Below are 24,961 nucleotides of genomic sequence, written 5' to 3' on the forward strand. Positions count from 1 at the left end.
CTAGCAATAGGATCGTTGGAAACGGCTATTTTATTTCGCCAAACTGGTAAAAAACATACAAATATCTACTTGGTTTAAAAAGCAACTATCAAGTATTTAGTCAAAGACAATAATCGGCTTGATCACTTTACCACTTGCGGAATCGGCAAAAGCTTGATTGATGTCTTCAAACTTATAGAATCTAGTGAGCTTATCGAATGGGAACAACCCCTTTTGATAATACTTAACGATTTTAGGAATGAAGATTTGTGGAATTGCATCGCCTTCGATAACACCGGCAATGGTCTTACTTTCGGCCATAATATCGTCATTTACGTTAAATGTGACGTCACCAGCAATTCCGACCACTGCATCAATACCTCGTGGCTTAATAGCGTTGACTGACTGCTTAATACATTGTGCCGCGCCTGTCGTTTCCAACGCGAAGTCCGCTCCATTACCAGTAATACGTTTAATTTCAGCAACGACATCAACACCCGGTTTACTTTCAATTACATCAGTTGCGCCTAATTCACGAGCCATATCCAATCGGTATGGATTAGGCCGGTTCACAACAATGATGTGTTCCATATTCATTAACCTAGCCGCCATAACACCAGATAAGCCGACCGCTCCAGCACCAAAAATAACAATTGAATCGCCAAACTTAGGCTTGAAATACTGTAAGACAGTCCCCGCACCAGTTTGAACACCACAGCCTAGAGGTCCGAGCAGCTTAAGGTCAGCGCCCTCGTCAACTTTAACAACACCACGCTCAGAAACCACTGAATAAGTGCTGAATGAAGATTGACCGAAGAAGTTTGATACTTCCTCGCCATCTTGCGTGATAGCGGCGGAACCATCTTTTCGACGCCCACCAAAATTAATTTGATTCAACTTATCACATTCTGCTGGATGCCCAGACAGGCAGCTTTCGCATACACCACATGAGTTAAACGACAAAACCACATGGTCTCCAGGCTCAACGGTTGATACGGACGATCCCACTTCTTGTACAATCCCAGAACCTTCGTGTCCAAGTACCACCGGATATCCTGCCATACCTGCATCGCGACCAACGGCATCAGTGTGGCAAACACCACTAGCTACCATCTTTACAAGAACCTCATCACTTTCTAAATCCGCTAGTTGTGCTTTTTCAATTGTCAATGGTTCACCTGATTTACGTGCCATTGCTACCGTAATATCCATTAAATGTCCCTCCATAGTTTGATCATTATGTAACAAATAGACTCATTCTATACTAGAATCTACAAATTTCAAAGACAATCAATAGAAATTCAAACAATATTCACAAATAGCTGACCGATAAAAGTACCCTCTTTACCTTCCTGTCGCCAAATTGAATACCAATAGTACGATTACTTATTTTCTAAATTTGCCATACAAAAAACCGCCAACCATAAGGTCAGCGGTTTTTTAGTTAAATTGCAAAAAGAGCTTAGAAACGCTTCTTCTTAGCTTTACGCTTACGCGCAGCTTCTGATTTTAACTTTTTCTTCACACTTGGTTTTTCGTAAAATTCACGCTTACGGTATTCTTGTAAAGTACCGCTACGGGAAACCGTACGTTTGAAGCGCCGAAGAGCGTCGTCAAAAGACTCGTTTTTGCGAACGACTGTCTTTGCCATATAAAATTCCCTCCCTCCGAGCACAAGTAATAACGCCGGTTAGCTTTTTACCACCGGCGTAACGGTTCTTAACTATTATACATAATCATCTAAACCGCGTCAATAACGCAAGTAAATAAAATTTGAACCGTTTTATCGTCGGGGGTAAACTAGGAGTAATCATTAAGAAAAATACGTCCGAGGAGTTGTCCGCTATGCCGCAAATTACCATCTTTATTATTTCCGATTCTTCCGGAGAAACGGCGCTAACCGTGGCTCAAACGGCTGTGTCACAATTTCCCACCGTGCAAGCTAGCTATCAACGGTTCCCGTTTATTCAAACCGATTCCATTCTCGATGGCATTCTCAATTTGGCCAAAAAGCAACGAGCGATGATCTTCCACACCCTGGTGAACGCCAAACTCAGTCAAAAAGTCCGGGAGTTTGCCACGGCCAATCAACTTCAGCAGTTCGATTGTATTCAACCGGCTATGCGCGTCATGCAAGATGCCACTGGCCTCACGCCAGAGGGAGTGCCTGGCCTCGTGCACAACTTGAATGATACCTATTTCGATCGGATTGCCGCCATGGAGTTCGCCGTCACCTATGATGATGGTAAGGACCCCACTGGTCTTCTCAAGGCTGACATCGTCATTCTAGGGGTCTCACGGACCTCAAAAACACCGCTGTCGCTCTTCTTGGCCAATCGTAACCTACGCGTAGCCAACCTGCCGCTAGGGCCGACGACGCAGCTACCAGACGAGTTATGGCAAGTTGATCCTAAACGCATCTTTGGTCTCACCAACAAGCCTGAAGCGTTGCGCAAAATCCGCCAAGAGCGAATGATTTCCTATGGCCTACCTGCTGACAGCGCCTATTCTGACACCAAAAAGATCAGCGAGGAACTCGACTACGCCCAGAAAATCTACAAGAAGATTGGCTGCCTCGTCATCGACGTTTCCAACAAGTCCATCGAAGAAACGGCCACCTTAATCATGGAAAGTGTGGATTACGACTTGATTCCCCACACGCTAACGGATTAAATACCACCGTTTTTCATTGACCGACTTAAAAATCCCAATTTCTGGTGAATAACTCACTAGAAATTGGGATTTTTGATTACCTACTACCACTATCGTTTCAGGTAGGCATCGACTGGATTACCCGCTAAAACATCAGCCTCTAAGTCTGGATTGAACTGTTGTGCCTTTAACATGACGACTTCATAGCCATGCGGATTGACGCCATGCTTACGATCGGGACCAATCACGGGGGTCTCCATGATCTTCGGCACGGCCGTCAATTGAGGATGATGGGCCACGCCATTCAACACGTCAAAGCCCAACGTCCCCAGGCCAATATTGGTGTGGCGATCTTTGTGGCTCCCCTGAGGATTCTTAGAATCATTCAAGTGAATAACCTTAAGCTTATCCACCCCGATGACGTGATCAAACTCATTGAGTACCCCGTCAAAATCCGTCGCGATGGCATAACCGGCATCGCTGGTATGGCAAGTATCAAAACAGACCGACAGCCGATCGTTTGCTGCCGTCGCGTCCATAATCGCTGCGAGTTCTTCAAAAGTTCGACCAACTTCGGTGCCCTTCCCCGCCATCGTCTCTAGCGCAATCTGGACCGGTTCATCAGCCGCCGCCAAGATTTCATCCAGTCCTTTGGCAATCTGGGCAATGGCGGCATCTGCACCGGCACCCACGTGCGCGCCGGGATGCAAAACAATCTGAGTTGCCCCAAGCGCCGCCGCTCGTTTAACCTCATTAGTCAAGAATTCCACCGCAAAGGCGTAATTCTGCGGCTTAGTGGTATTCCCTAAATTAACCACGTATGGCGCATGAATGACCACGGCTCGTTGATCGTGATCCGCCATGAATTGCCGGCCGGCTGGAATATTCAATTCGTCGATCGGCTTGCGGCGCGTGTTCTGCGGTGCGCCGGTATAGATCATGAAGACATTCTCACCGTACTGTGCGGCCTCTCTCGCTGACCCCAGCAGCATATCCTTTCCCTTCATACTGACATGCGATCCGATTAAAAACTCAGCCATCATCACTCATCCTTTCCACTGATTATAAGCTTAGCCACTTTTTGACTAGCCGTTCCGTCTTCCCAAGCACAGAATTTCTGATAGAACGCAGCCTGTTGCTTCTGATAAGCTGGAAAACTGCCCTGGCGTTGCCATTCGTCCAGCTGCTGATAAAAGGCCATCGCCGTGGTGACCAGGGGCCCCGGAATTTCTTTTTGATAATCGAAATAGAAGCCGCGCAGTTGGTCGCGGTAGTGGGCCAGATCATAGGCAAAGAACAACTGAGGGCGTTTCAAATTCGCAAAATCAAACATCACGGAGGAATAATCCGTGATCAACAAATCCGTAATAAGATACAGCGCCGCAATGTCAGTATCAGCGAGCACCGTGACACGGTCTTCATAACCGCGGATATCCACGGCATCCTTGACCAAGTAGTGCGGCCGGATAATCAAATGCGTCCCCGCCGGAACGTGCTGGAAGAACTCACCCAAGTCAAAGGGCAAGTCGAACCGATACACACCAGGTCGTACCGCCATATCATCCCGCCAAGTCGGCGCATAGGTTACAACGGGGCCCGTCACCTTCCCCAAGAACTTCTGGCGGAGCGCAGCCACCTGGTCCGGTTGGTTATCCGTGTAGAGCACGTCATTCCTGGGATAGCCGATCGTTAAGAAATGGCCTCGGTAGCCAAACGCCCGCTTGAAAATGTCGCGAGAATATTGATTCGGCGCGATTAGGTAGTCCCAACGCGCCGACGCTGTTACAAACTGCTGGTGATAATCCGCCGTGCTGGTCCCGGGAATCGCGACGTGTTGGATATCCGCTCCCAATTTTTTCAAGGGCGTCCCGTGCCACGTCTGAATAGTCCGCGTCCGTCGATTGGCACGCCACCAGTTTGGCAATCGCGAATTCAACACCCAATACTGCGCGCGGGCCATTAACCACACCCACTTCGGCGTAAATCGCTTAATTAATCGGATCTCCGGATATTGGCTTTTCAAGGTCGCGTATTCTCGTGGCTTAACACTGAAGTAAGCCGTCTCACGATAACGTGGATCAGCTGCCACCAACGCTCGGTAAATCGCTGCCGGGTTATCATTAACATCCTTGCCATTAAAACTTTCAAACATCACTAGTCGCTTCTTAATAGGTAAACAAATAAGCCCATCGTTCAATACGATGAGCCCATAGCGAGCAACTAGCTTCAATGACTGCGTGATTTTTCGTAAACCGTTCGCCATCTGAAGTTGCTCCTTTCAATTAAATTAAATCAACAAAACGTGAGCGGAACTTGTAGTGTAAGTGTGATCCCACGAGTAGTAAGAAGAACACAAACAACCAGAATTCCAGCGTCAGTAGTGGCTTATCCCAGAACCAGCCGGTCCCCAAGAAGGATTCTCGGAAGCCCGCCACAATGTAGTAGTACGGGTTGAGTTCCAGTAAATGAATGAATGGTGTTGGGAACGACGGGGTCACAAAGTTGAACAGGACACCGGATACGTAGAATAACATCCGCATCACGGACTGTAACAAGATGTGGTAGTCCCGTACCAGCACACTGATACAAGAGTTAAAGATTCCCAGCGCCACCAATAAACAGATCATGGCAAAGAAGTAGTAGATCCATTGGAACCAGGCCACCTTAGGATAAACCCCATTCAGCAGACCAATAAAAATGGTAAAGACCATCATCGTCCAAAAAGAGCTTAAGTTGCTGACAATCTTAATCGTAGGTAACGCTGATACCGGGAATTTCATCTTGGCAACCATGTTGACCCGTTGGTAGATACTCTTCGACCCATCCAAGGTTGCCCGGTTCATAAAGAACCATGGGGAGATCCCGATAACCATCCAAGGCAGATAACCGACGCCGCTAATGGGTTGACCGTGTTTTAACCCCACACCGAAGACTAACCAGTAAATCCCAATTTGAATTAAGGGATATAAGTACTCCCACATTAAACCTAAGTAATGACTTTGATAACTTGCTTGATCCTCGTAGCGTGAAATCCGAAAAATGATTCCAATACTCGAGACCTGTTCTTTGAATAAGGTCATGACCTCTTTCAAGGCACTGCACTCCTTTAAATTGTAATCGCTGGTGCTCTAAAGCAACGCAGCATAACGGTCAACGACCCGCTGTGTGGCCGCACCATCATTGGCGGTATTCCACCGTTGGTTAAACTGAGTTAAATCAGTTGGCGCATCAGCCTTAATGGCCGCTGCTAATTGATCGGTCGACTGAATAATCGGTCCCGGCAACCAGTCTGTTAAATCCGGTTGAACGCCCGGATCACGCTGATATTCTTCCCAATCAAACAGGAAGAACAGTAGGCTGTGCGCATTCGGCACCAGACTGTAATCAAACGCTACCGATGAATAGTCTGTAACCACCGTTTCCGCTACATTCAACAAATCCGTCGTGCTAAGGTTCTCAACCACCACGACTTGTCGCCCCAAACGCGCTTGTAACTTCCGCGCACTGGCAGCCAAGGCTGGATGCACCTTAACAACGACCTTAGCATCGGGATCGGCAGTCAGTGCGGCAGCTAGTCCAGCCGGTGGCGTAAACGTCACGCCCTCACGATAAGTTGGCGCATACAGGATCACCCGATGACCGACGAGTTCTGGCGCTGCCTCAGCTACCGCCGCACGTGACACTCGCTGCCATTTGGGATCAGCATAACGATCTGAACGGGGATAGCCTAAGACCTGCATACGCGCCATCGGTACCCGATAACTGCGCGCAAACACCCGGCCCATAGCAACCGATCCAACCACGAATTCATCAAAGTGTTCATATACCGCCTGAAACCGTCGCTGGTCACTGGCCGAACGTTTCGCAGTTGTCGGATCATCCCAGCCGAAGCGTTTAATCGCCCCAGCCGCATGCCACACTTGAACAATCCGCATATGTTGGGGATGATACAATCCGCCCAGAAAGGCATAATAATTATCACAGAAGAGTACGCGGGCGCGCATAATCTGCGGAATTCCCTTAAACACAAATTGAAGATTATCCCGAAACGGTCGCACATCAATCCCGGACCGCGCCAAACGCTGCGCCGCCCTTTCTTGTTGTGGTCGGTAAAACACGACTAACGGTCGATCACCCGGTGATGCCTGAGCTAACGCCTGAATGAACGCTAAGTTATCGCCAAAGCTCATCAGGTAAATAAACTGTCGCTGTCGACGCCCACCAAACATGCGAGACATTAGTCGAATTAACCATAAATAAATATCTTTCACGCTATCACCAATATCGCTTATTTTCGCTGTCCATAACACCGAGAATTATACCACATCTCCGCAGAGAACCTAGGGAAATTTATAAAGCTTTAAGAAACCCGGTACATTTTCGGGTCAATGCTGAAAACGAAAGCGTTTTATTAATTCCGATTGTTTATATCAAGATGAAGTACCCTGGCCCAATATTAAGAAGTCACATCGTTAAATTGGCATACCTCAACGCTGAGTGTCTCACTGCAACTAAAGTTAGAAAGCATGATACTTAGGCGGCTCAACCTAAGTGATAACCAGCCATGACAGTCATTGTCTCTGTCGCCTAAGAACACTGTGTTAGCCGTGAGTGAGTCAAATTTGAGCTCAGTGGCATTTACCAAGTGATTTTCTTGGTAAATGGCGACTTTAAGACGCGTTCTTTCGGCTTAAAGCGAGGCTAGAGACCGCCCTTTGGCTCTAGCCGTCCTTCCCATAACGTTCCAGCTCAAAGTTTGACGACCGGTAAGGAAAAAAGAACCATCACGTTGCCTAACGATGATTTATCACAATAAAATACAGCGACGAGGCCAACCCCATCGCTGCATTTCTTACCATTTTGGCTCATAGAAGTGTCCCAACACTTTGATCGTATCTGAGATGCTCACAAAAGCATGGGGATCGGACTCCTCCATCGCAACTTCTAATTCGTCCATTTCATATCGGGTAATCACCGTAAATAAGATGGTCTTCTCATCGTGGCGGTAAGCCCCCTCTGCGCCGTGGACAATCGTGATACCACGCCGCATATGATTCTGAATACTGTCAATCACCGTCTTAGGCCGATCCGTAATCACCATCACCTGCATCCTCTGTTGACGGGTAAAGGTCATATCAATCACCTTAGCATTGACAAACAACCCTAACGCAGAGTACAGCGCGTATGGCCAGCCGTAAACAAACCCGGCACTCAACACAATCAGACTATTAAACGCGATATTAATGGTTCCCATGCTGCGACCCGTCTTCCGCCGTAACACAATTCCGATGATATCCAAACCACCCGTTGAGATCCCATTTTTAAGTGCAAAACCGGTCCCAAAACCGTTGACCGCACCACCAAAGATGGCACAAATGATAGGGTCACTGGTCAAATGGACGGGTTGAATCACCCGAATCATGACTGACGCGAACAGAACACAGATAAACGTAAAAACGGTAAATGACTTGCCAATTTGTTTCCAGGCCAAGATAAACATTGGAATGTTAATCAAGAATAAACCCAAGGCCGTCGAAATGTGAAAGGTTCCTAGTCCCGCCGTCAAACTATTGACTAACTGAGCTAACCCCGTCACACCAGAAGAATAAATATGCCCCGGTGTCCAGAAAAAGTTCACCGCAATCGACACTAACACGCCGTAGAAGAATGCCACGGAGAATTTTGCCGTATAGGTATGCCGTTTTAACAACTGCTGCACATCATCCATGATTTAAATACCAACCTCGCTTACTTTCTTTTGCCGTACTTCATACTATGCTCGGCTTAGTATAGCATTTATCCCCGGTTACGACCACGGCAACGCGTATCTTTTAGCGACTTCTAATGATTCTGCCAATGCTGCGCAACGAAGGCCGCTCGACCGCCCGCTTCCTCTTGGGCAAAACGTTCGGCATGTTTCTGATAGAACTGTTGGTGCCGGTCTTCAGCAACAAAGAAAGGCTGAACCAGTTGGATCTGCGTCACAATGGGCTTGTCAAACTGTTCACGCGCCTGTAACGCTGCCTTGGAGGCCTGAGCGACAGCCGCTTGTTCCGCACTATTAACGAAAATAACCGGTCGATAGTTCGACCCACGATCCTGAAACTGACCGCTAGCATCCGTTGGATCGGTTTGTTGCCAGTATAACGTAACTAACTGATCATACGAGACAACGCTGGGATCATACCAAATTTTGACAGCCTCCGTATGCCCCGTTGTCTGGCTCTTAACCTGTTCGTAGGTGGGATTGGTCACTGTGCCACCCGTGTAACCTGACAGAACCTTGACGATGCCAGGAAATGTATCAAATGGCCGGACCATACACCAAAAACAACCGCCAGCAAAAGTGGCTGTCTCAATCTTTTTACTCATTATAATCACTCCATTTTCTAATGATTCCATTAAACGGCTTTTCTAGGACGACGTCAAGGGTTACTTACTTTTAGTTAATATGTACTCTTGGGGCTACCATCCAGTGAGTATGCAGAAAAGGCCTGAGACGCTTGTCCCAGACCTCTTCTTTAGATCAGACTAGTTCTGATCCGTTTCTTCTTTTTTCGCAATCAACAGGTCCAAATCAAGCAATTGCTTGTCCGCAACCGTCGATGGTGCTTCGGTCATTGGTTCCGTGGCCTTCGAGTTCTTAGGGAAGGCAATCACGTCACGAATGTTGTCGCGTTTAGCCAGCAACCGGGCGAAACGATCCAACCCGATAGCCAGACCACCATGAGGCGGGAACCCGTAATCTAAGGCTTTCAGTAGGAAGCCAAATTGCTTTTCGGCCCGTTCTGGTGTGAAGCCGAGCGCTTTCAACATCTTCATTTGTAACTCGCGGGTGTGAATCCGGATAGATCCCCCACCAAGTTCCAAACCGTTTAAGATGATATCGTAGCTTTGCGCGTAAGCCTTGTGTGGGTCTTCGCCGTCGTTCAGATAGTGAGCATCCCCTTCAGCAGGCATCGTGAATGGGTGGTGCGCTGGTACCCAGCGTTCGAGGTCGACATCATAGTCAAACAGTGGCCAGTTCACAATCCATAAGAAGGCCCACTTGTTTTCGTCGATCATGTCTTGTTCCTTGGCAATCGCAACCCGCAGGTAACCTAACGTTTGGGCAACGACCCGCTTAGAGTCGGCAGCAAATAACAATAGGTCGCCACTCTTAGCACCGGTCTTCTCGGTAATTTGAGCGAACCAGTCGCCTTCCTTAAAGAACTTCGCAATTGGACCGCTGAAGCCATCATCGGTGACCTTCATCCACGCCAAGCCCTTGGCACCGAAGCGTTCGATGTATTGGCCGTACTTGTCAATATCCTTACGGCTGTACTTGTCAGCACCACCAGGCACGGCAATCGCCTTAACCTGACCGCCGTTAGCCACTGCACCGGAGAATACCTTGAAATCAGTGTTGGCCATGATATCAGATAAGTCCTTCAATTCCATCCCGAAACGAACGTCCGGTTGGTCGGTCCCAAAGCGGGCCATGGAGTCATCCCAGTCCATCCGTTCGAATGGTAGCTTAACGTCAACATTTAAGGTATCCTTCATGACCTTAGCAATTAAGCCTTCGGTCAAATCTTGGATTTCTTCAGCCGTTAAGAAGGACGTTTCCAAGTCAATCTGGGTAAATTCAGGTTGACGGTCCCCACGCAAGTCTTCGTCACGGAAACAACGGGCGATTTGGTAGTACCGGTCAAAGCCTGATCCCATCAACAATTGCTTAAACAATTGTGGAGATTGTGGCAGCGCGTAGAAGTGACCAGGGTAGATCCGTGATGGCACCAGGTAGTCCCGGGCCCCTTCTGGTGTTGACTTAGTCAAATCTGGCGTTTCAATATCAATAAAGCCATTCTTGTCAAAGTAACTGTGAACGGATTGGACGATCCGGTTACGCAACAGCAGTGACTTCTGCATTTCTGGCCGGCGTAAGTCTAAGTAACGGTATTGCAGCCGTAAATCATCGGAAGCGTTAACGCCGTCCTTGATTTCGAATGGTAATTCCTTAGACTTGTTCAGCAAGTTGATCCCAGTTACTCGGACTTCAACTTTACCCGTCCGCATATCAGGGTTCACTTCTTTAGGTGCCCGAGCGACAACCTTTCCTTGAACCTCAATGACGTATTCACTCCGCAATTGATCGGCAACGGCCAAGGCATCTTCACCATATTCTTCACTGAAGACCAATTGAACGATGCCTTCACGGTCACGCAGATCGATAAAGATCAAACTACCGAGGTCCCGGCGCTTTTGCACCCAACCTTTTAAGACAACGGTCTGGTCGAGGTATTGTTCATCGACTAAGCCGGCATATGTGGTCCGTTTCAAATTCTTTTCCATGCTTATCCCCTCTTATTTTGCTGCGAACTTAGTGTTCACAACGTTTTGGAAATCTTGGTAAACGTCAGCCAATGGTACGCTGACTTCTTCACCAGTTTCCATGGATTTTAAGTTAGCCGTTTGATTAGCCAACTCTTGGTCACCAATAGTTAATGTGTACTTCGCTGCCAACCGGTTAGCCGTCTTAAATTGGGCTTTGGGCTTTCGAGCCAAGTAATCACGATCAGCGGTCAAGCCAGCCTGACGAATGGCTTGAACCAACTTGAGTGTTTCTACTGACGTATCATCGCCAATCCCCACGACGTAAACGTCCAAGGGATGGTCATTAGGAATGGCCACTTTTTCTGCTTGCATCAGCAAGATCAAGCGTTCAACCCCCAGGCCAAAGCCAACTCCTGGCATTTCTGGGCCACCCAGTTCTTCGACCAGGCCGTTGTACCGGCCACCGGCTAGGACAGTAGTGTACCCTTCACCCAAGGCTGGCGAGTCCGCCATAATTTCAAAGATAGTGTGGTTGTAGTAATCCAATCCCCGCACCATGGTTGAATCAACGTCATAAGCAATGCCTAAAGCGTCTAAGCTCGCCTTAACCTTATCGAAGTGAGCTGTCGCAGCTGGTGTCAGGAAGTCCAGAATTGAAGGTGCATCAGCCACGATCTCTTGATCATGCTTATCCTTGCTATCCAGTACCCGCAGTGGATTCTTGTGCAATCGCACCTTAGAGTCATCACTCAATTCGTCAAAGTGCGGCTCCAAGAAATCAATCAGTGCTTGCCGGTAAGCATCCCGGCTTTCCTTGTCACCCAAGGTGTTCAAGGCTAGCCGTAAGTGTTTTAAGCCGAGCTTACTCAGCAAGTTCATCCCTAAGGCAATGACTTCAACATCTAATTCTGGTGCGTCACTCCCAAAAGCTTCCACCCCGATTTGGTGGAATTGCCGTTGCCGGCCGGATTGGGGACGTTCATACCGGAACATTGGCCCCATGTAATAGACCTTGTAAGGTTTGGTCGTCTCTGGACCATAAAGCTTATTTTCAACAAAGGCCCGAACAACCCCGGCCGTCCCTTCAGGGCGCAGGGATAAGTGACGATCCCCCTTATCCTTGAAGTCGTACATTTCCTTCGTCACGATATCGGAGGTATCTCCGGAAGTTCGTGAGAAGACTTCGAAGTTTTCAAACATTGGCGTCCGAATTTCTTCAAAGCGATAATTAGCAAACAACTGGCGCGCGGTGGCTTCGACAAATTGCCAAGTCTGTGAATCGCCTGGTAAAATATCCGCCGTTCCCTTTGGTCGTTGATAACGCATGAGCATTCTCCCTTTCTACGCCTGCAATGAACGACAAACTCAGGTCGTCTAACCTGAAAAGTGCCGCAGAGCATAAAAAACGCCCCTGTCAATTGACAAGGGCGCAGGTATGCACGGTACCACCTTTTTAAAGTTCTCTGCAGGATAACGTTGCAAACGAATGACGCCAAGCGCCATTAGCCTCAAAAGTGTCTTCAGGGTCACACCGTTAACCGCTCCCAGCAACACGGTCTCTCTTAAAACGGGCTTTCCCATACTATTCTCTCTCATTGGCAATCTATTTTATTCTTCCTAAGCTTACTGAAACTGCTATGAAAAGTCAAGGCAGCACTGACGAAATTTAAAGGTACTGAAAACCATTCGTGGTATAATTGAACCTAATTTGACGAAGGAGAACTCAGCATGCATTTTAAACCACGTAACTGGCCGGGAATAGTGACCGCGCTAGTGATCCTCTTGGTTGCCGGGGGGCTACTCTTTAGTTTCACCCGCAACAATTCCGTGATCGCCACCGTTAGCAATCTCAATCTACGTGACGGTCCTGGTTTAACCTACAAGGTAACGCACAAAGTTAAACAGAATAGTCGCTTAACCATTCTCAGCGAAAAGGATAACTGGTACCACGTCCGCGACAGTCAGAATCATTTTGGCTGGGTCGCAAGCTGGTTGGTTGATCATCCGGGGCATCTGAAAAAAGTGACCAATCTGTCTGAAGCCACTATTGTCCTTGACCCAGGCCACGGTGGCAGTGATTCCGGTGCCCTATCTATCGACCAGAATCACGATGAAAAGACCTATACGCTGGCCCTAGCCAATCAAGTTGCTAAGCAATTACGAGCCCGTGGCGCTCACGTGATCATGACCCGCGACCGCGACAAGACGGTAAGCTTAGCCGATCGACCGGCCCTAGCCAACACCAATCAAGCTAGCGCATTCATCAGTTTTCACTTTGACTCTTCTCCCACTAATAACCTCGCCTCGGGGACCACGACTTATTATTACCACCGGGAAACGTCTTACAAGCTGGCCGAGGCGATCAACGCTGAAACCAACGACTTGCCGCTCACCAATCGTGGCATCAAGTATGGCAACTTCGAGGTTATCCGGGATAACAGTCGACCAGCATTACTGTTAGAAATGGGTTATATTAATACTAAACGGGACTTCAAATACATCAGTAGTTCCCAGTACCAAAAGCAAGTTGCCGCTAGAGTGGTTAAAGGATTAAGCACTTACTTTAGTACCCAATCGTAATTAGTTCTACAGAAAGAAGATCTTGATATGCAACTCACATCGGCATGGTTAAACCAATTGCCGTTACCAGCAATTACCGCCGTCCAACCCGTTTCGGGTGGCGACATCAACGAAGCGTTTCGCTTGGAAACCGCAGAGGGCCCGTATTTTCTCCTCGTGCAACCCGGCCAACCCGCTAGTTTTTACACCCATGAGGTCGCCGGCTTACGCGCATTAGGACAAGCCGTTAACGTCCCTAATGTTATTGCTACTGGCGAGATTGAACACGACGCCTATCTGGTGCTCGAATTCTTAGAAATTGGTCACGGCAGTCAATACGAATTGGGACAAGCCGTTGCCCGGGTTCATCACGTGACCGCCAAACAATTTGGCTTTGATCAAAGTAATCTCGTTGCTAAGCTTCCCAAGAATAATACTTGGCAGACCGACTGGACGACTTTCTATCTCCAGCAACGACTCGATCCGCTAGTCGAACGGGCGCAACAGCACGGCCTTTGGAATACTCATCGGCAAACCGACTATACGCGGGTCCGCCAAGCAATCGTGACGGAAAATCAGGGCCGTCAGATTCAGCCGTCCTTGCTTCACGGTGATCTCTGGGCTGGCAACTACTTGTTCACTCAGGATGGGACGCCAACCCTAATTGATCCAGATGTCCTGTACGGCGATCGTGAATTTGATCTGGCTATGACCACCATTTTCGGTGGTTTCTCCGCCGACTTCTATCGTGGCTATCAAGATGCTTATCCGTTAGAGCAAGGGTACACCAACCGGTTGCCCCACTATCAACTCTATTATCTACTGGCGCACCTCAACCTCTTTGGCGAAACCTATGGCGAAGCGGTGGACCAAACATTAGCCCGCGGGTAAACCTACATCATCTACGAAAAAAGGAGTAAGTCTTGCACTAGGCCCTGTCAAGTTGACAAATGAAATAATATAAAGTTTTTGGTCACTTAGATGGCTTCATTCCAGTATTCATCCGGGGTGAGGCCATTTCTTTGTGCTGAGCGATTGTCATGATTAAAATATTCGATTCCTGATTCAACGAGCGTTATTAACTCTTGATAGGTCTTTGCTCGCGGATGACGCGCCATCCAGCGAAGTTTAAATTCATTCCACCAGCGCTCCATCGGGGCGTTATCATATGGTGTTCCTGGACGCGACATACTGCGGGTGATCTCAAATTGATTGATGAAATGATTGAACGCTCTTGAGGTATACGCCGAACCACGATCGGTGTGAATAAGTGATGGGACCTTACCAACTGCAGTAAAGGCACGCTGAAAAACCTGGATCTCAGCGGCACTCGTTTCTGTGGCGCTGAGATTGTATGCCAAGAGTCGGCGACCATATAAATCCAAGACACCACTTAAGCGGACTTTGTACTCACCACTAAGCCCATAAGTTAGTTCAGTTGAATCAGATAACCAAACTTTATTGGGCGCTGTCACTTGAAAGTTTTGCTTTAAAACATTGTCGAGTAAATATTGTTCAGCTTGTTTGGCCCGTTTATGCTTCTTTGGCCGTACTTGACAGCGAATATCAAGTTCACGCATGACCCGGCGAACTTGCTTCAAAGTTACCGGAAAATCAATTAGTTTATCCGCTTGTAAGTTAGTCAGAAGATTTCCAGCACCGATACCTTGGTGGTGAAAATCAAACCAATATTGGGTGCGTGTTTTGAGTTGTTTATTGTGCTTTTCCCATGTTGTTTCCTGTCGTCTAAGCCCTTTATGATAAGCTTGTCGGCTGACGCCGATAACGGTTAAAAGTTTCGTTACGGCACCATGATTACCTTGGCTGACTACCTTGATAGCGTGGTAAGCCAGCCGATGTGGTTTGTTCACCCCCTGCGCTGAAGTTCCTGAAATTTTTTTATGAAGGCCTCGTAGAGTTCCTTATCTGCCAGTTGTGCTTTTAGTTCTCGGATCTGGAGATTAGCCTTATCTAGTTCGGTTAATTCATGATTGGCTTTTCGATGCCCACGGTTATCTACGAGCGCTTCATAGCCGCCACTTTTAGTCTTGATCACCCAAGTACGGACCTGTTGGTAGGAGACTTGAAAGTGATCCGCGGCTTCGGTATACGAGTGTTTAGCTTTAGTCACATATTCAACGATCCTGATGCGTTCTTCAAAAGTTGTTTGCCGACTCATGGTAGGGACCCGCTTTCTAGACGGTCTGGCCGTCAAGGTTTTATCCCTATTATACCTGGAAACCCAGTTGTCGAGTTGTGTTGATGAACGTAAACCAAATTTTGTGGCTAAATCCAGCAGTGACCCTTCACCGGCCAAAAAAGCCTGAACAGCTTTAAGTTTCAATTCGTTGGAATAATGATTATTTGTGTGCGCTTCCGTGAGCCCTGCCAACCCATCACGTTCAAGGCGCGACTGCCAACGCATGAGCGTTTCTCGATGGATACCATGTTGTCTGGTAAAAGTCCCAATTGATAAACCTGATTGCTTGAATTTAGCTAACAGCGCCAACTTTTCCTGAAGCGTGTGTCTAGCTCTAGGCATACAAAAATCCCCCTATGATTAGTCAGATGAATTATAGTATTTCATCTGACAACCATAAAGGGATTATCGCATCTGATGATTATTGTCAGACTTACTCCTTTTTTGACGTCATGCATTTAGTTGTGTTATACATAAAGGGCTATTTCAGGTTATTGCTACACACAATATCGGTATTTCATGACACAATCTATTTCATTTTAAACTTTAGTTTTTCTGTCATATCCTACTACTAAACGGCTCAAAAGCAAAGAAATCGGCCACTATTACTTGTGTCATACAAACACCACAGCATCAGGCGTTAAGACGCTAATCCTCCCACAACCAGTCTTGCAAATCCGCTAACTGAGTCACCCGAATTTCCGGTTGGCTTTCATCGACAATCAAATGCTCGGGATCAAACAACGCTCCCGCCATCCCGGCACGATGACCTGCCGCGACATCTAGGTTTCGATCGCCAATCATGATCGCCGTCGACTTATCAACGTTATAACGCTGACACAGTGACAACAAGCTAGTCGGATCAGGCTTGCGCGGAAAATCATCATCCTTCGTCACGTAGCCAGCGAAGAAGTTGTCCAATTGCAGTGCCTGCAAGCGCTCCAGGGCCCGATGATCCCGATGGGTTAATAAAAAGTTACGTCCCCCCGCTGCCGTTACGGCTGACAGGAGCTCCGCCGCACCAGCAAAAGCGACTGTTTTCTCTAATAGTGGCGCTGCTAACTGGTTATATATTTTAGACAATCGATCCCGATCAATTTGATACTCAGCTGTATAGCGTTGGTAGGCTCGTCCTAAGCTGTGTTGTCGCATGGTCCGGTAAATATCTTCACTGTCAATTTCAAAGTCATTGACGCCGCAAGCGACGAGTGCCTCGCCGAACGCCTTAACCATCCCCGGATAAGTATTGACCAAGGTTCCGTCAAAGTCCCAAAAGAGTTGCTGATAACGCATGGTTACCCTCCTAATCACTCACTTATTTATGATCTGTATCAAACCAGATTGTCACTGGCCCATCGTTGACTAAGGCCACCTGCATGTCTGCCCCAAAAATCCCCGTTGCCACGGAAATACCCGCGGCCGCCAATTTGGTATTGAATTCTTCGTACAATTGCTTAGCGTGGGTCGGTTCCCCCGCAGCCGTAAAACTCGGGCGGTTGCCCTTTTTGGTACTTGCATATAATGTGAACTGTGAGACGGATAGGATACTTCCCTGGACATCTGCTAGACTCAAATTCATTTTTCCTGCATCATCTTCAAACACGCGTAATTTACTAATCTTATGGACCAGGTAATCCACTTCTTCACTAGTATCACTGTCTTGGGCCCCCACCAGTAAGCAGAATCCCTGCTTGATTGCGCCGTGAACTTGCCCGTCAATGGTGACAGATGCTTCGCTAACTTTCTGTAATAATACCCGCACGAACGGTCATCCCTTTCTTTTTATCACTTTTGTCACACAAAAAGGGCAGCTATGATGACTGCCCCTGTGGTTGTTAATGAAACGCACGCTTGACAACGTAAACATCCGGAATATTTTTAATGCTATCAATAATCCGTTGCAACTCCACTTGATTGCGCGTCCCCAGGCTCACCGAAATAATCGCCATCCGGTTATGATCAACCTTGCCATTAATCGAGGTCAAAAACTTCGTATTGTTGTTGATGGTCCGCAAAACATCGTTTAGCATCCCATTACGATTGTAGCCTTGCACCTCAATATCCGCATTGTAATTGGTCTTGTCACCGGCCATGTTCCCCCAACGAACGGCAACAATCCGCTCACCGTTCTCCTCGGCATGCTTAACGTTAGGACAATCTCGACGATGAACGGACACACCACGACCCTTGGTGATATAACCAACGATATCGTCGCCAGGGACCGGTGAACAACAGTGGCTCAACCGAATCAACAGGTTGTCAACGCCTTCGATGACCACGCCATCAGATTCTTTACCCTTCCGATCGCGCTTGTCACCGTCATTATCGTTCTTGATCGTTTGATGTTCTTCGAGAAGTTCGCGTTCCTCTTGCCGCTGACGCTCATCTTCTTCTGCCTTCCGCACGCCTTCAGTCAGACGGTTAGCAACACCACGCGGCTGGATATCACCAAACCCAATGGCTGCCAGAAGGTCATCCGCGTGTTGATAATGCATCTTCGCTGTCACGCGTTCCAGGTTTTCCTTATTCATCAACGCCTTAGGGTCATACCCGAGCTCACGAATTGAGCGCTCCACGGTGTCTTGTCCCGCCACAATATTTTGTTCGCGATCCGTTTGCCGGAAGAACTGCTTAATTTTATTACGCGCACGCCGGGTAGAGACTAATTTCAACCAATCACGACTCGGACCAGCTGAACTGGACGAGGTCCGAATATCAACAATATCTCCGTTCTTAATCTCATAGTTCAACGGTACGATCTTGCCATTAATGGTCGCCCCGGTCGTGTGGTGACCAACCTCAGTATGAATGGCGTAGGCCATATCCAACGGGCCAGCTCCCTTAGGCAACTCTAGGACATCCCCCTTGGGCGTGAATGCATAGACGTGATCGCCGAAAAGCTCACCCTTGACGCTATCCATAAAGTCGGAAGCATCGTCGGTATCTTCTTGCAACTCGATAATGTGCTTGAAGATGTTGAGCTTATCGCCGGTATTGGTCTCTTGAACCTTATCCTTGACCCCTTCTTTGTAAGCCCAGTGCGCTGCCACCCCATATTCAGCGACCGCGTGCATTTCCTTGGTCCGAATCTGGACTTCTAGGGGACGCCCCTCAGGCCCGATAACCGTGGTGTGCAGGGACTGGTACATATTTGCCTTAGGCATCGCGATGTAGTCCTTGAACCGCCCGGGCATCGGCTTCCATTGTGAGTGAATTGCCCCCAGTACGGCATAGCAATCCTTAATCGTATCGACGATCACTCGAATGGCCAGCAAATCGTAAATTTGGCTAAATTGCTTATGCTGATCCTTCATCTTCCGGTAAACAGAATAAATGTGCTTCGGCCGTCCGTAAATTTCCGGATCAAGCTTCAAATCCTTGATGGATGCCTGAATGACTTTAATGGCACCCGCAATGTACTGTTCCCGTTGATCGCGTCGTGAGTTCATGAGGTGAACAATTCGGTAGTACTGTTGAGGATTCAAGTAACGCAGCGAGATATCTTCTAGCTCCCATTTAATGGTGCTAATCCCTAAGCGATCAGCTAATGGCGCATAGATTTCCAGCGTTTCATTGGCAATCCGCCGCTGTTTATCCGGCCGCAAATGCTGTAACGTCCGCATATTGTGCAACCGATCGGCCAGCTTCACAATCATGACCCGGATGTCCTTAGACATGGCGAGCAGCAACTTCCGGTGATTTTCCGCCAACTGTTCTCGATTAGACTTATACTTAATCTTCCCCAGCTTGGTGACGCCATCTACGATCAACGCCACATCGTCGCCAAAGAGCTCGCGCACGTCACTTAGAGAAACGCCAGTATCTTCCACAATATCATGTAGAAATCCAGCAGACACCGTTTCTGGATCCATGTTTAGATCCGCCAGAATTCCCGCCACTTGGATGGGATGCATGATGTAGGGTTCGCCAGACTGACGATGCTGGTCCTTGTGGGCAACCGTTGCAAAATGGCAGGCTTTGATCACCATTTCAACGTGTTGCGCATTCATATATTTACCGACTCTGGCAATTACCTCTTCAGCCGTCCAGACACGTTCTTTGGTCATATTGGACGCCACCACCCTTAAATATAGATTATGATTCGCTTATCTTTTTGGTTTGTGTGAGACCATACCCCAGATAGGCCAGACACAGATAAACCACAGCAAAGTACCACGTATACTGGGGCAAAAACAGGTAGGCACCTACGAGATAGCACAGTGGCCAAATGACCAGCCACCATCCCGGTTGTGTCCGTTGATAAATCATCCGGCCGGTAGCCACCGCTATCCCGCCATTAATTAAAACTAGGAAAAGACCGAAGCGCCAGACCGGCCCGATGCTGATCCAGGCAAGCACTGCCGGAACGATCAGCCCCATCACCAGACCTAGTCCCCAATATCGCCAACCCATTCTTTCCAAAAATGCCATTCAATGTTCACCTAACTCTCATATAATTGGAACTATTTTAGCATGTTTTCACGGAGATTTCATCAAATCATCTCGGTTGCTGGAGCTCCAGCACCATTGAAATGGCTGACAGCAGGTATAACGGGGCCGTTTCGGTCCGTAAAATCCGGGGACCCAATCCCACTAACGTCGTCGCTTGTGTCTGCGCCAATGCCACTTCATCCGGACTAATGCCGCCTTCTGGACCGAAGATGGTCAGGAGACTCTGGCCTGCCGTCAAAGCCTGTAATTGTTGATTTAAGGCACTCTGTTCGCCTTGCTTGGCCGATTCCTCATAAGCCATTAGACGCACGTCAACCGGCTCTTTAAGGACTGCTGCTAAGTTGGGCGCGTACTGGACAACCGGCCGCCGTAATCGGTGTGATTGTTCAGCTGCCCCGTCAGCAATTTTGGTTAGGCGTTTCAGCTTCTTATCCACTTTATTTCCTTGCCATTTAGCCACGGACCAATCACCACTGAAGAAGATAATGCGATCAACCCCCAACTCAGTGGCCTTTTGCGTGATCCATTCTGCCTTTTCTTGCTTAGGCAGTCCGCAGGCAATCGTGACGTGCACTGGCAATTCAACCTTCGGCGTCGGCACAGCAGCTAACGTGACGGTTGCTTGCTCAGCCGTTAGCCGCTCCAAGGTACCGTGAAAGAGGTGTGCCTGTTGATCAACAAACTCCGCGGTCGCCCCCACTTCAGCCCGTAAGACCGTCACCCAATGATGATAGATTGTCGCTGAAAGTTCCACCTGGTCTCCACTTTGATGGGCCTCATCTAGAAAATAGCGTTGCATGGCTTACTCATCCTCCGTCGGTTTGTGCGCAATGACACCGCGCCAATCCTTCATCTGTAGAATGTTATCAATGATGAAGCCTTGCTTTTCTTGCGCAGCAACGACTTCATCCAATTTGTCCGCAATGATGCCTGACGTGAGGAAGTAGCCTCCCGCCGTCAGATTCTCCCAAGCCTGAGGAACCAGTGGCAGAATAATCTCGGCCAAAATATTGGCAACCACGAGGTTAACGGGGTGATGAATTCCCTTGAGCAAATCGTTGGGCTTGGCGATCACGTCTTCAGCCACCGGATTGAGATCCAAATTAGTCTTGGCGGAACGAACCGCCACGTCGTCTAGATCGAAAGCCGTGATGTCCTTGACTCCCATGTATTTAGCCGCAATGCTCAACACGCCTGAACCAGTACCGACGTCGTACATGGATTCGCCGCCACGGACGACCATTTCCAGTGCGGTCATGGACAATCGCGTGGTAGGATGCGTCCCCGTACCAAAAGCCATTCCGGGATCTAAGCGAATGACGTTTTCACCCGGTTGGACCGGTTGATAGTTCTCCCAGCTCGGCGTCACGGTCAAGTAACGCGTCACCCGTACTGGATGGTAATACTTCTGCCAAGCAGTTGCCCAGTTCTTATCGTCGACCGCTTTAGTCGTCACCGTCCCCGGTGTTGGATCGAGGCCAAACCGACTGAGCTCAGCAACGCGCTGCTTGATCGTTGGCAAGATTTCGGGAACAAAGACGGTTTCCGGGTAATAGGCGGTGATCAGCGCACCGCTCGTCCGGTGAGGGATCGTGTCCAAGTCCACAATTTCACCGAACTTACCCGCCTTTAAATTCGCATAGTCTGCAGCGTCGTCGATCTTGACGCCACTCGCACCTGCTTCTTGTAAAATGTTGCTGACCGCTTCAACGGCTTCATTCGTGGTTAAGATGCTCACTTCGGTCCATTCCATAACTCGTTTCCTCCTTTGATTATGTAAAAAAGAGCTGGAGACAACAATCTTGTCACCAGCTCACCGCTAAACATTTAAGAAATTGACGAAGACGGCCGCCTAGACCTTCTCGGTTTTGGACGGGTGGTCAGCGTTTTTTTGCTTTCGCTGGGCAAGACGTGTTTCGAGATAATCCAACATGTCCGCCTCATTTTGGAATACGCGGGGATGCTTCTGTTTATGCAGGCGCAAATCAATCTCGTTAATTCGCTGACGCCCGGTCCACGTATGCCCATAACGAATGATTACCCGGTTATTGAGCGAATCTTTCCCGAATTTAAAGACGTAGACGCTCTCTGGCGCCATCAACGGCCGAATGTACGACTTTTCATAACGATAGTTGTGCTGCCGTAAAAACTCCTTGGTTCGACTCAGCATGGTAATCACCTCCTATACAATGACAATCTACTCGGTTCTCAAACATTTTAAGGCCACTTCGGTTGTCTAACCCCCATTAAAATGTATCAATAATTGATAATAGTTGATTTTACACCCGATTGCAAGTAAAAAGTCTATGGCCCACAACTTTTGTGATCCTTGACTTCCAACTTGTCATCACGACTTTGTAAACACTTTCATTATACTGGATTTAGCCGCAATTTAAAAGGATAAATGCTCTTAAAACCAATGAAATGGGCATTTTGCTTTTGAGTCGTTGAAATTTAGCCGGTTAAACGGTGCTAACTGTCCATTCTCTCCAGCACTTACAACCGTAAAGCGACGCTATGGGTAACACAATGACTGAATCCGTTTCCAATAAAAAGCCGTCCAGCCTGCGTTTTGGTTGCATTTTAGAAATAAATCATTAAGAATAGAAACATAAACGAAACGGCTAAGTGCCGTGAGGGAGGAATTTATCGTGATTAAGGAATTTAAGGCATTTATCGCCCGTGGCAATGTGATGGACTTGGCCGTTGGGGTCATTGTTGGGGCTGCTTTTACCGCCATCGTTAATTCATTGGTGGAAAATCTGATCAACCCGCTACTGGGAATTTTTATCGGCAGCATTGACTTTTCCGATCTGGTGCTAACCGTTGGCAGTGCTCATTTCCGGTATGGCGCCTTTATTAATTCTGTCATCAACTTTCTAATCATCGCGTTCGTGGTCTTCCTGCTCATCAAGCTACTCAACAAGCTTGTTCCCAAGCCCGTCGAAGAAAAGACCGAGCCGAAACCCACCGCTGAAGAGAAATACTTACAGGAAATCGTAGAGATTCTAAAGAAAGACGACAAGTAACGAGCTTGCCAACCTGATTGGGACCGGAGGAAAATTCTTCTGGTCTCTTTTTTTCGCCATCAAGGCATTCACTTGCCATAATTGGTTGACGAGAGTACTCGTAATTTCGGCGAAAGCTGCGTCAATTTTAACCAAATCCTATATTTATTCTTGAAATCCCCCCACCAGCTCCATAAAATTAAAGAACACAGGGATCACGCTGACTAGTGATAGCTAAAGCAGCAATCTCCTACGTTCAAATAGATAAAGGAGCGACTATTTTATGATATTATTTATTTGGCTACTAGCCTGTGCCGGCGGTGGCTACTGGGCCTATACCCATCACCGCAAATGGTTGGTTGGGTTGAGTGCCCTCCTCTTTGTTTTCGGTGGAATTGGTGCACTCGGCAGCCAGCAACCTGCTAGTAAGACCAAAACGGTCAAAGTCGGCACGCAACGGTTGGCGAAAGCACAGAGTGAGTCTCGCCAATTGGCAGCATCTTCTAGCAGACAGGATAAAGCATTCGCCGCAGTGACGAGTCAGATCGACGAATCAACCTCCGCCAGCGAATCTAGGGCTGACAGTGCCAGTACGGCCGCGGCCAGCTCACAAGCGGCAGCTAAATCAGCCGCCAAAGCTACTTCCCGGCAAGCGTCTTCTGCGACTCGAACCAGCCGTGCCAGTCACAAGCAAGGCAACCTGGATACCGATAAAGCCCAACAAATCATTGGAAATCGTAACTCCAAGATTTATCACGTTCCCGGTCAAGCTGGCTACCATATGAATAGCAGCAATGCCGTGTATTTTCAGACTGAAGCCCAGGCGAAAGCCGCGGGTTATAGAAAGGCGCTCCGCTGATGAAAAAACTACTAACACTGACGATTAGTTTACTAGCAATCTTAGGCATTGGTCTAAGTGGCTGCGGTCACCAAAAGTCCGCTGCCCAATCAGAAAAGACGTCAATCGTCTACGATCACACACCGCAGAAACAAGCTAGTCGATTAGAGAAGAAAAACGCGTCCGAAAAAGTCCGGCTAGACCGCCGTCAGGCTAAGTTGAATCGCCAACAGACCAGCTTTAAAGCTGCTCAAAAAAAATCATCGGCGGCGCAGCCCTCATCTTCCACCGCGGCATCGACTGTCAATTTAGCCAATCTAACTTATAGCGGGCAACCAGAAATCACCGTTAATCAAAACAAGCCGGGATTCAGCCAGGCACAGTTGTCGACTAAACGTGGTGCTTGGGCAACCTACGATGACCTCGACCAGTTAAATCGGGTCACTGGCGCCTCTGCTCTACTGAACCAATCGCTCATGCCCACTGCTCAGCGGGAACCCCTCACGGTTGATCCGACAGGCTGGCATAACAAGCGGACCCACCACGGTTGGCTGTACAACCGTAGCCACCTCATTGGTTACCAATTCACCGGTCAGAATAACAATACGAAGAATCTCATGACTGGGACACGTACGCTAAATAGTCCCAACATGCTCCATCACGAAATGGATGTCGCTACATATCTAAAAGCCAGCAAATCCCACTACGTCCGGTACGCCGTCACCCCTATTTTTAAGGGCAATGAATTGGTGGCTCGGGGCGTTCAGATGCGCGCCCAATCAATTGGCTCTAACGCGGTGCGTTTCAATGTCTACATTTTTAATGTTGAACCCGGCTATACCATTGATTACAGCACCGGGTACAGTCACGCAAGTTAACACCAATTCTACCGGACTTTATTCGCAAGTTTGCTTACCTTTCGCAGATAAAATGCTATACTATTTGAGAGATACGATA

General features: G+C 48.1%; 25 protein-coding genes. 6 read left to right on the top strand and 19 right to left on the bottom strand.

The features are described 5' to 3' along the window. Positions 1–96: 96 nt before the first annotated feature. Together HF569_RS07050 and rpsU are read right to left on the bottom strand one after the other, a co-directional pair. On the bottom strand, positions 97–1,191 hold the full coding sequence (locus tag HF569_RS07050; RefSeq protein WP_168901874.1) for an NAD(P)-dependent alcohol dehydrogenase: 1,095 nt from the start codon (positions 1,189–1,191) through the stop codon (positions 97–99). A 250-nt stretch (positions 1,192–1,441) separates the two neighbouring features. Beyond that, a complete protein-coding gene (gene rpsU, locus HF569_RS07055; protein ID WP_011667518.1) occupies positions 1,442–1,630 on the bottom strand; it encodes a 30S ribosomal protein S21 in 189 nt (62 codons plus the stop codon). A gap of 194 nt (positions 1,631–1,824) precedes the next feature. On the opposite strand from rpsU, the gene HF569_RS07060 reads away from it, so the two are divergent. Further along, positions 1,825–2,652, top strand: coding sequence for a pyruvate, water dikinase regulatory protein (locus HF569_RS07060; protein WP_168901875.1), 828 nt, complete (start codon positions 1,825–1,827; stop codon positions 2,650–2,652). 89 nt (positions 2,653–2,741) lie between these two features. Here HF569_RS07060 and HF569_RS07065 read toward each other — a convergent pair whose 3' ends face one another. From HF569_RS07065 to hisS, 8 genes are all read right to left on the bottom strand, one after another. Then, entirely contained in the window at positions 2,742–3,671 is a 930-nt protein-coding gene (locus HF569_RS07065) for a deoxyribonuclease IV (protein ID WP_168901876.1), read from the bottom strand. A 2-nt stretch (positions 3,672–3,673) separates the two neighbouring features. Continuing rightward, positions 3,674–4,894, bottom strand: coding sequence for a CDP-glycerol glycerophosphotransferase family protein (locus HF569_RS07070; RefSeq protein ID WP_168901877.1), 1,221 nt, complete (start codon positions 4,892–4,894; stop codon positions 3,674–3,676). 19 nt (positions 4,895–4,913) lie between these two features. Next, the gene (locus HF569_RS07075) at positions 4,914–5,723 is read right to left on the bottom strand and encodes an ABC transporter permease (protein ID WP_168849853.1); all 810 of its coding nucleotides are present in this window, start codon (positions 5,721–5,723) and stop codon (positions 4,914–4,916) included. A 36-nt stretch (positions 5,724–5,759) separates the two neighbouring features. Next, entirely contained in the window at positions 5,760–6,869 is a 1,110-nt protein-coding gene (locus HF569_RS07080) for a CDP-glycerol glycerophosphotransferase family protein (RefSeq protein WP_168901878.1), read from the bottom strand. A 614-nt stretch (positions 6,870–7,483) separates the two neighbouring features. Then, entirely contained in the window at positions 7,484–8,359 is an 876-nt protein-coding gene (locus HF569_RS07085; protein WP_168849851.1) for a YitT family protein, read from the bottom strand. A gap of 113 nt (positions 8,360–8,472) precedes the next feature. After that, complete coding sequence (gene msrA / locus HF569_RS07090) at positions 8,473–9,003, bottom strand: peptide-methionine (S)-S-oxide reductase MsrA (RefSeq protein WP_168901879.1); 531 nt, start codon at positions 9,001–9,003, stop codon at positions 8,473–8,475. 159 nt (positions 9,004–9,162) lie between these two features. Further along, positions 9,163–10,953: an aspartate--tRNA ligase gene (aspS, locus tag HF569_RS07095; protein WP_168901920.1), complete on the bottom strand. Its 1,791-nt coding sequence runs from the start codon at positions 10,951–10,953 to the stop codon at positions 9,163–9,165. Positions 10,954–10,977: 24 nt separating this feature from the next. Then, positions 10,978–12,273 carry a histidine--tRNA ligase gene (hisS, locus tag HF569_RS07100; protein WP_168849060.1) on the bottom strand — a complete coding sequence of 432 codons (1,296 nt, stop codon included), beginning with the start codon at positions 12,271–12,273 and terminating at the stop codon, positions 10,978–10,980. A 402-nt stretch (positions 12,274–12,675) separates the two neighbouring features. Between hisS and HF569_RS07105 the strand changes: the two genes are divergently transcribed. Beyond that, a complete protein-coding gene (locus HF569_RS07105) occupies positions 12,676–13,527 on the top strand; it encodes an N-acetylmuramoyl-L-alanine amidase (RefSeq protein ID WP_168901880.1) in 852 nt (283 codons plus the stop codon). Between the two features lie 27 nt (positions 13,528–13,554). Continuing rightward, positions 13,555–14,397, top strand: a complete 843-nt coding sequence (locus tag HF569_RS07110; RefSeq protein ID WP_168901881.1) for a fructosamine kinase family protein — start codon at positions 13,555–13,557, stop codon at positions 14,395–14,397. A gap of 86 nt (positions 14,398–14,483) precedes the next feature. Here the strand turns inward: HF569_RS07110 and HF569_RS07115 are convergent, their stop codons facing one another. The 9 genes from HF569_RS07115 to HF569_RS07155 form a co-directional block, all read right to left on the bottom strand. Then, on the bottom strand, positions 14,484–15,377 hold the full coding sequence (locus tag HF569_RS07115) for an IS3 family transposase (protein WP_112234114.1): 894 nt from the start codon (positions 15,375–15,377) through the stop codon (positions 14,484–14,486). Next, the gene (locus tag HF569_RS07120; protein ID WP_125547621.1) at positions 15,374–16,048 is read right to left on the bottom strand and encodes a helix-turn-helix domain-containing protein; all 675 of its coding nucleotides are present in this window, start codon (positions 16,046–16,048) and stop codon (positions 15,374–15,376) included. Before HF569_RS07120 ends, HF569_RS07115 begins: the two co-directional genes overlap by 4 nt. 306 nt (positions 16,049–16,354) lie before the next feature. Further along, the gene (locus HF569_RS07125; RefSeq protein ID WP_168901882.1) at positions 16,355–16,999 is read right to left on the bottom strand and encodes an HAD-IA family hydrolase; all 645 of its coding nucleotides are present in this window, start codon (positions 16,997–16,999) and stop codon (positions 16,355–16,357) included. A gap of 22 nt (positions 17,000–17,021) precedes the next feature. Then, positions 17,022–17,468, bottom strand: a complete 447-nt coding sequence (gene dtd / locus HF569_RS07130) for a D-aminoacyl-tRNA deacylase (RefSeq protein WP_168901883.1) — start codon at positions 17,466–17,468, stop codon at positions 17,022–17,024. Positions 17,469–17,541: 73 nt separating this feature from the next. Continuing rightward, positions 17,542–19,773 (bottom strand): RelA/SpoT family protein, encoded by a 2,232-nt coding sequence (locus HF569_RS07135; RefSeq protein WP_168901884.1) that lies wholly within the window; start codon positions 19,771–19,773, stop codon positions 17,542–17,544. Between the two features lie 28 nt (positions 19,774–19,801). Then, positions 19,802–20,137 carry a hypothetical protein gene (locus HF569_RS07140; protein ID WP_168849054.1) on the bottom strand — a complete coding sequence of 112 codons (336 nt, stop codon included), beginning with the start codon at positions 20,135–20,137 and terminating at the stop codon, positions 19,802–19,804. Positions 20,138–20,204: 67 nt separating this feature from the next. After that, complete coding sequence (locus HF569_RS07145; RefSeq protein ID WP_168901885.1) at positions 20,205–20,957, bottom strand: 16S rRNA (uracil(1498)-N(3))-methyltransferase; 753 nt, start codon at positions 20,955–20,957, stop codon at positions 20,205–20,207. Between the two features lie 3 nt (positions 20,958–20,960). Continuing rightward, a complete protein-coding gene (prmA, locus tag HF569_RS07150; RefSeq protein WP_168901886.1) occupies positions 20,961–21,911 on the bottom strand; it encodes a 50S ribosomal protein L11 methyltransferase in 951 nt (316 codons plus the stop codon). A 99-nt stretch (positions 21,912–22,010) separates the two neighbouring features. Beyond that, on the bottom strand, positions 22,011–22,328 hold the full coding sequence (locus tag HF569_RS07155) for a hypothetical protein (protein ID WP_211089669.1): 318 nt from the start codon (positions 22,326–22,328) through the stop codon (positions 22,011–22,013). Between the two features lie 481 nt (positions 22,329–22,809). Between HF569_RS07155 and mscL the strand changes: the two genes are divergently transcribed. From mscL to HF569_RS07170, 3 genes are all read left to right on the top strand, one after another. Continuing rightward, positions 22,810–23,187, top strand: coding sequence for a large-conductance mechanosensitive channel protein MscL (gene mscL / locus HF569_RS07160; RefSeq protein WP_168901888.1), 378 nt, complete (start codon positions 22,810–22,812; stop codon positions 23,185–23,187). Positions 23,188–23,449: 262 nt separating this feature from the next. Next, positions 23,450–24,025 carry a sunset domain-containing protein gene (locus HF569_RS07165; protein WP_168901863.1) on the top strand — a complete coding sequence of 192 codons (576 nt, stop codon included), beginning with the start codon at positions 23,450–23,452 and terminating at the stop codon, positions 24,023–24,025. After that, the gene (locus HF569_RS07170) at positions 24,025–24,882 is read left to right on the top strand and encodes a DNA/RNA non-specific endonuclease (RefSeq protein ID WP_168901889.1); all 858 of its coding nucleotides are present in this window, start codon (positions 24,025–24,027) and stop codon (positions 24,880–24,882) included. Before HF569_RS07165 ends, HF569_RS07170 begins: the two co-directional genes overlap by 1 nt. The last annotated feature ends 79 nt before the right edge of the window (positions 24,883–24,961 follow it).

This window comes from Levilactobacillus tujiorum (assembly GCF_012641185.1).
GTDB lineage: Bacteria > Bacillota > Bacilli > Lactobacillales > Lactobacillaceae > Levilactobacillus > Levilactobacillus tujiorum.

Bases quoted from the DNA above. Each gene is read 5' to 3' on its own strand.
- HF569_RS07050 (WP_168901874.1), bottom strand. From the start codon at position 1,191: ATGGATATTACGGTAGCAATGGCACGTAAATCAGGTGAACCATTGACA.
- rpsU (WP_011667518.1), bottom strand. From the start codon at position 1,630: ATGGCAAAGACAGTCGTTCGCAAAAACGAGTCTTTTGACGACGCTCTT.
- HF569_RS07060 (WP_168901875.1), top strand. From the start codon at position 1,825: ATGCCGCAAATTACCATCTTTATTATTTCCGATTCTTCCGGAGAAACG.
- HF569_RS07065 (WP_168901876.1), bottom strand. From the start codon at position 3,671: ATGGCTGAGTTTTTAATCGGATCGCATGTCAGTATGAAGGGAAAGGAT.
- HF569_RS07070 (WP_168901877.1), bottom strand. From the start codon at position 4,894: ATGGCGAACGGTTTACGAAAAATCACGCAGTCATTGAAGCTAGTTGCT.
- HF569_RS07080 (WP_168901878.1), bottom strand. From the start codon at position 6,869: ATGTCTCGCATGTTTGGTGGGCGTCGACAGCGACAGTTTATTTACCTG.
- HF569_RS07085 (WP_168849851.1), bottom strand. From the start codon at position 8,359: ATGGATGATGTGCAGCAGTTGTTAAAACGGCATACCTATACGGCAAAA.
- msrA (WP_168901879.1), bottom strand. From the start codon at position 9,003: ATGAGTAAAAAGATTGAGACAGCCACTTTTGCTGGCGGTTGTTTTTGG.
- hisS (WP_168849060.1), bottom strand. From the start codon at position 12,273: ATGCGTTATCAACGACCAAAGGGAACGGCGGATATTTTACCAGGCGAT.
- HF569_RS07105 (WP_168901880.1), top strand. From the start codon at position 12,676: ATGCATTTTAAACCACGTAACTGGCCGGGAATAGTGACCGCGCTAGTG.
- HF569_RS07110 (WP_168901881.1), top strand. From the start codon at position 13,555: ATGCAACTCACATCGGCATGGTTAAACCAATTGCCGTTACCAGCAATT.
- HF569_RS07120 (WP_125547621.1), bottom strand. From the start codon at position 16,048: ATGCCTAGAGCTAGACACACGCTTCAGGAAAAGTTGGCGCTGTTAGCT.
- HF569_RS07125 (WP_168901882.1), bottom strand. From the start codon at position 16,999: ATGCGTTATCAGCAACTCTTTTGGGACTTTGACGGAACCTTGGTCAAT.
- HF569_RS07135 (WP_168901884.1), bottom strand. From the start codon at position 19,773: ATGACCAAAGAACGTGTCTGGACGGCTGAAGAGGTAATTGCCAGAGTC.
- HF569_RS07140 (WP_168849054.1), bottom strand. From the start codon at position 20,137: ATGGCATTTTTGGAAAGAATGGGTTGGCGATATTGGGGACTAGGTCTG.
- HF569_RS07145 (WP_168901885.1), bottom strand. From the start codon at position 20,957: ATGCAACGCTATTTTCTAGATGAGGCCCATCAAAGTGGAGACCAGGTG.
- prmA (WP_168901886.1), bottom strand. From the start codon at position 21,911: ATGGAATGGACCGAAGTGAGCATCTTAACCACGAATGAAGCCGTTGAA.
- HF569_RS07155 (WP_211089669.1), bottom strand. From the start codon at position 22,328: ATGCTGAGTCGAACCAAGGAGTTTTTACGGCAGCACAACTATCGTTAT.
- HF569_RS07165 (WP_168901863.1), top strand. From the start codon at position 23,450: ATGATATTATTTATTTGGCTACTAGCCTGTGCCGGCGGTGGCTACTGG.
- HF569_RS07170 (WP_168901889.1), top strand. From the start codon at position 24,025: ATGAAAAAACTACTAACACTGACGATTAGTTTACTAGCAATCTTAGGC.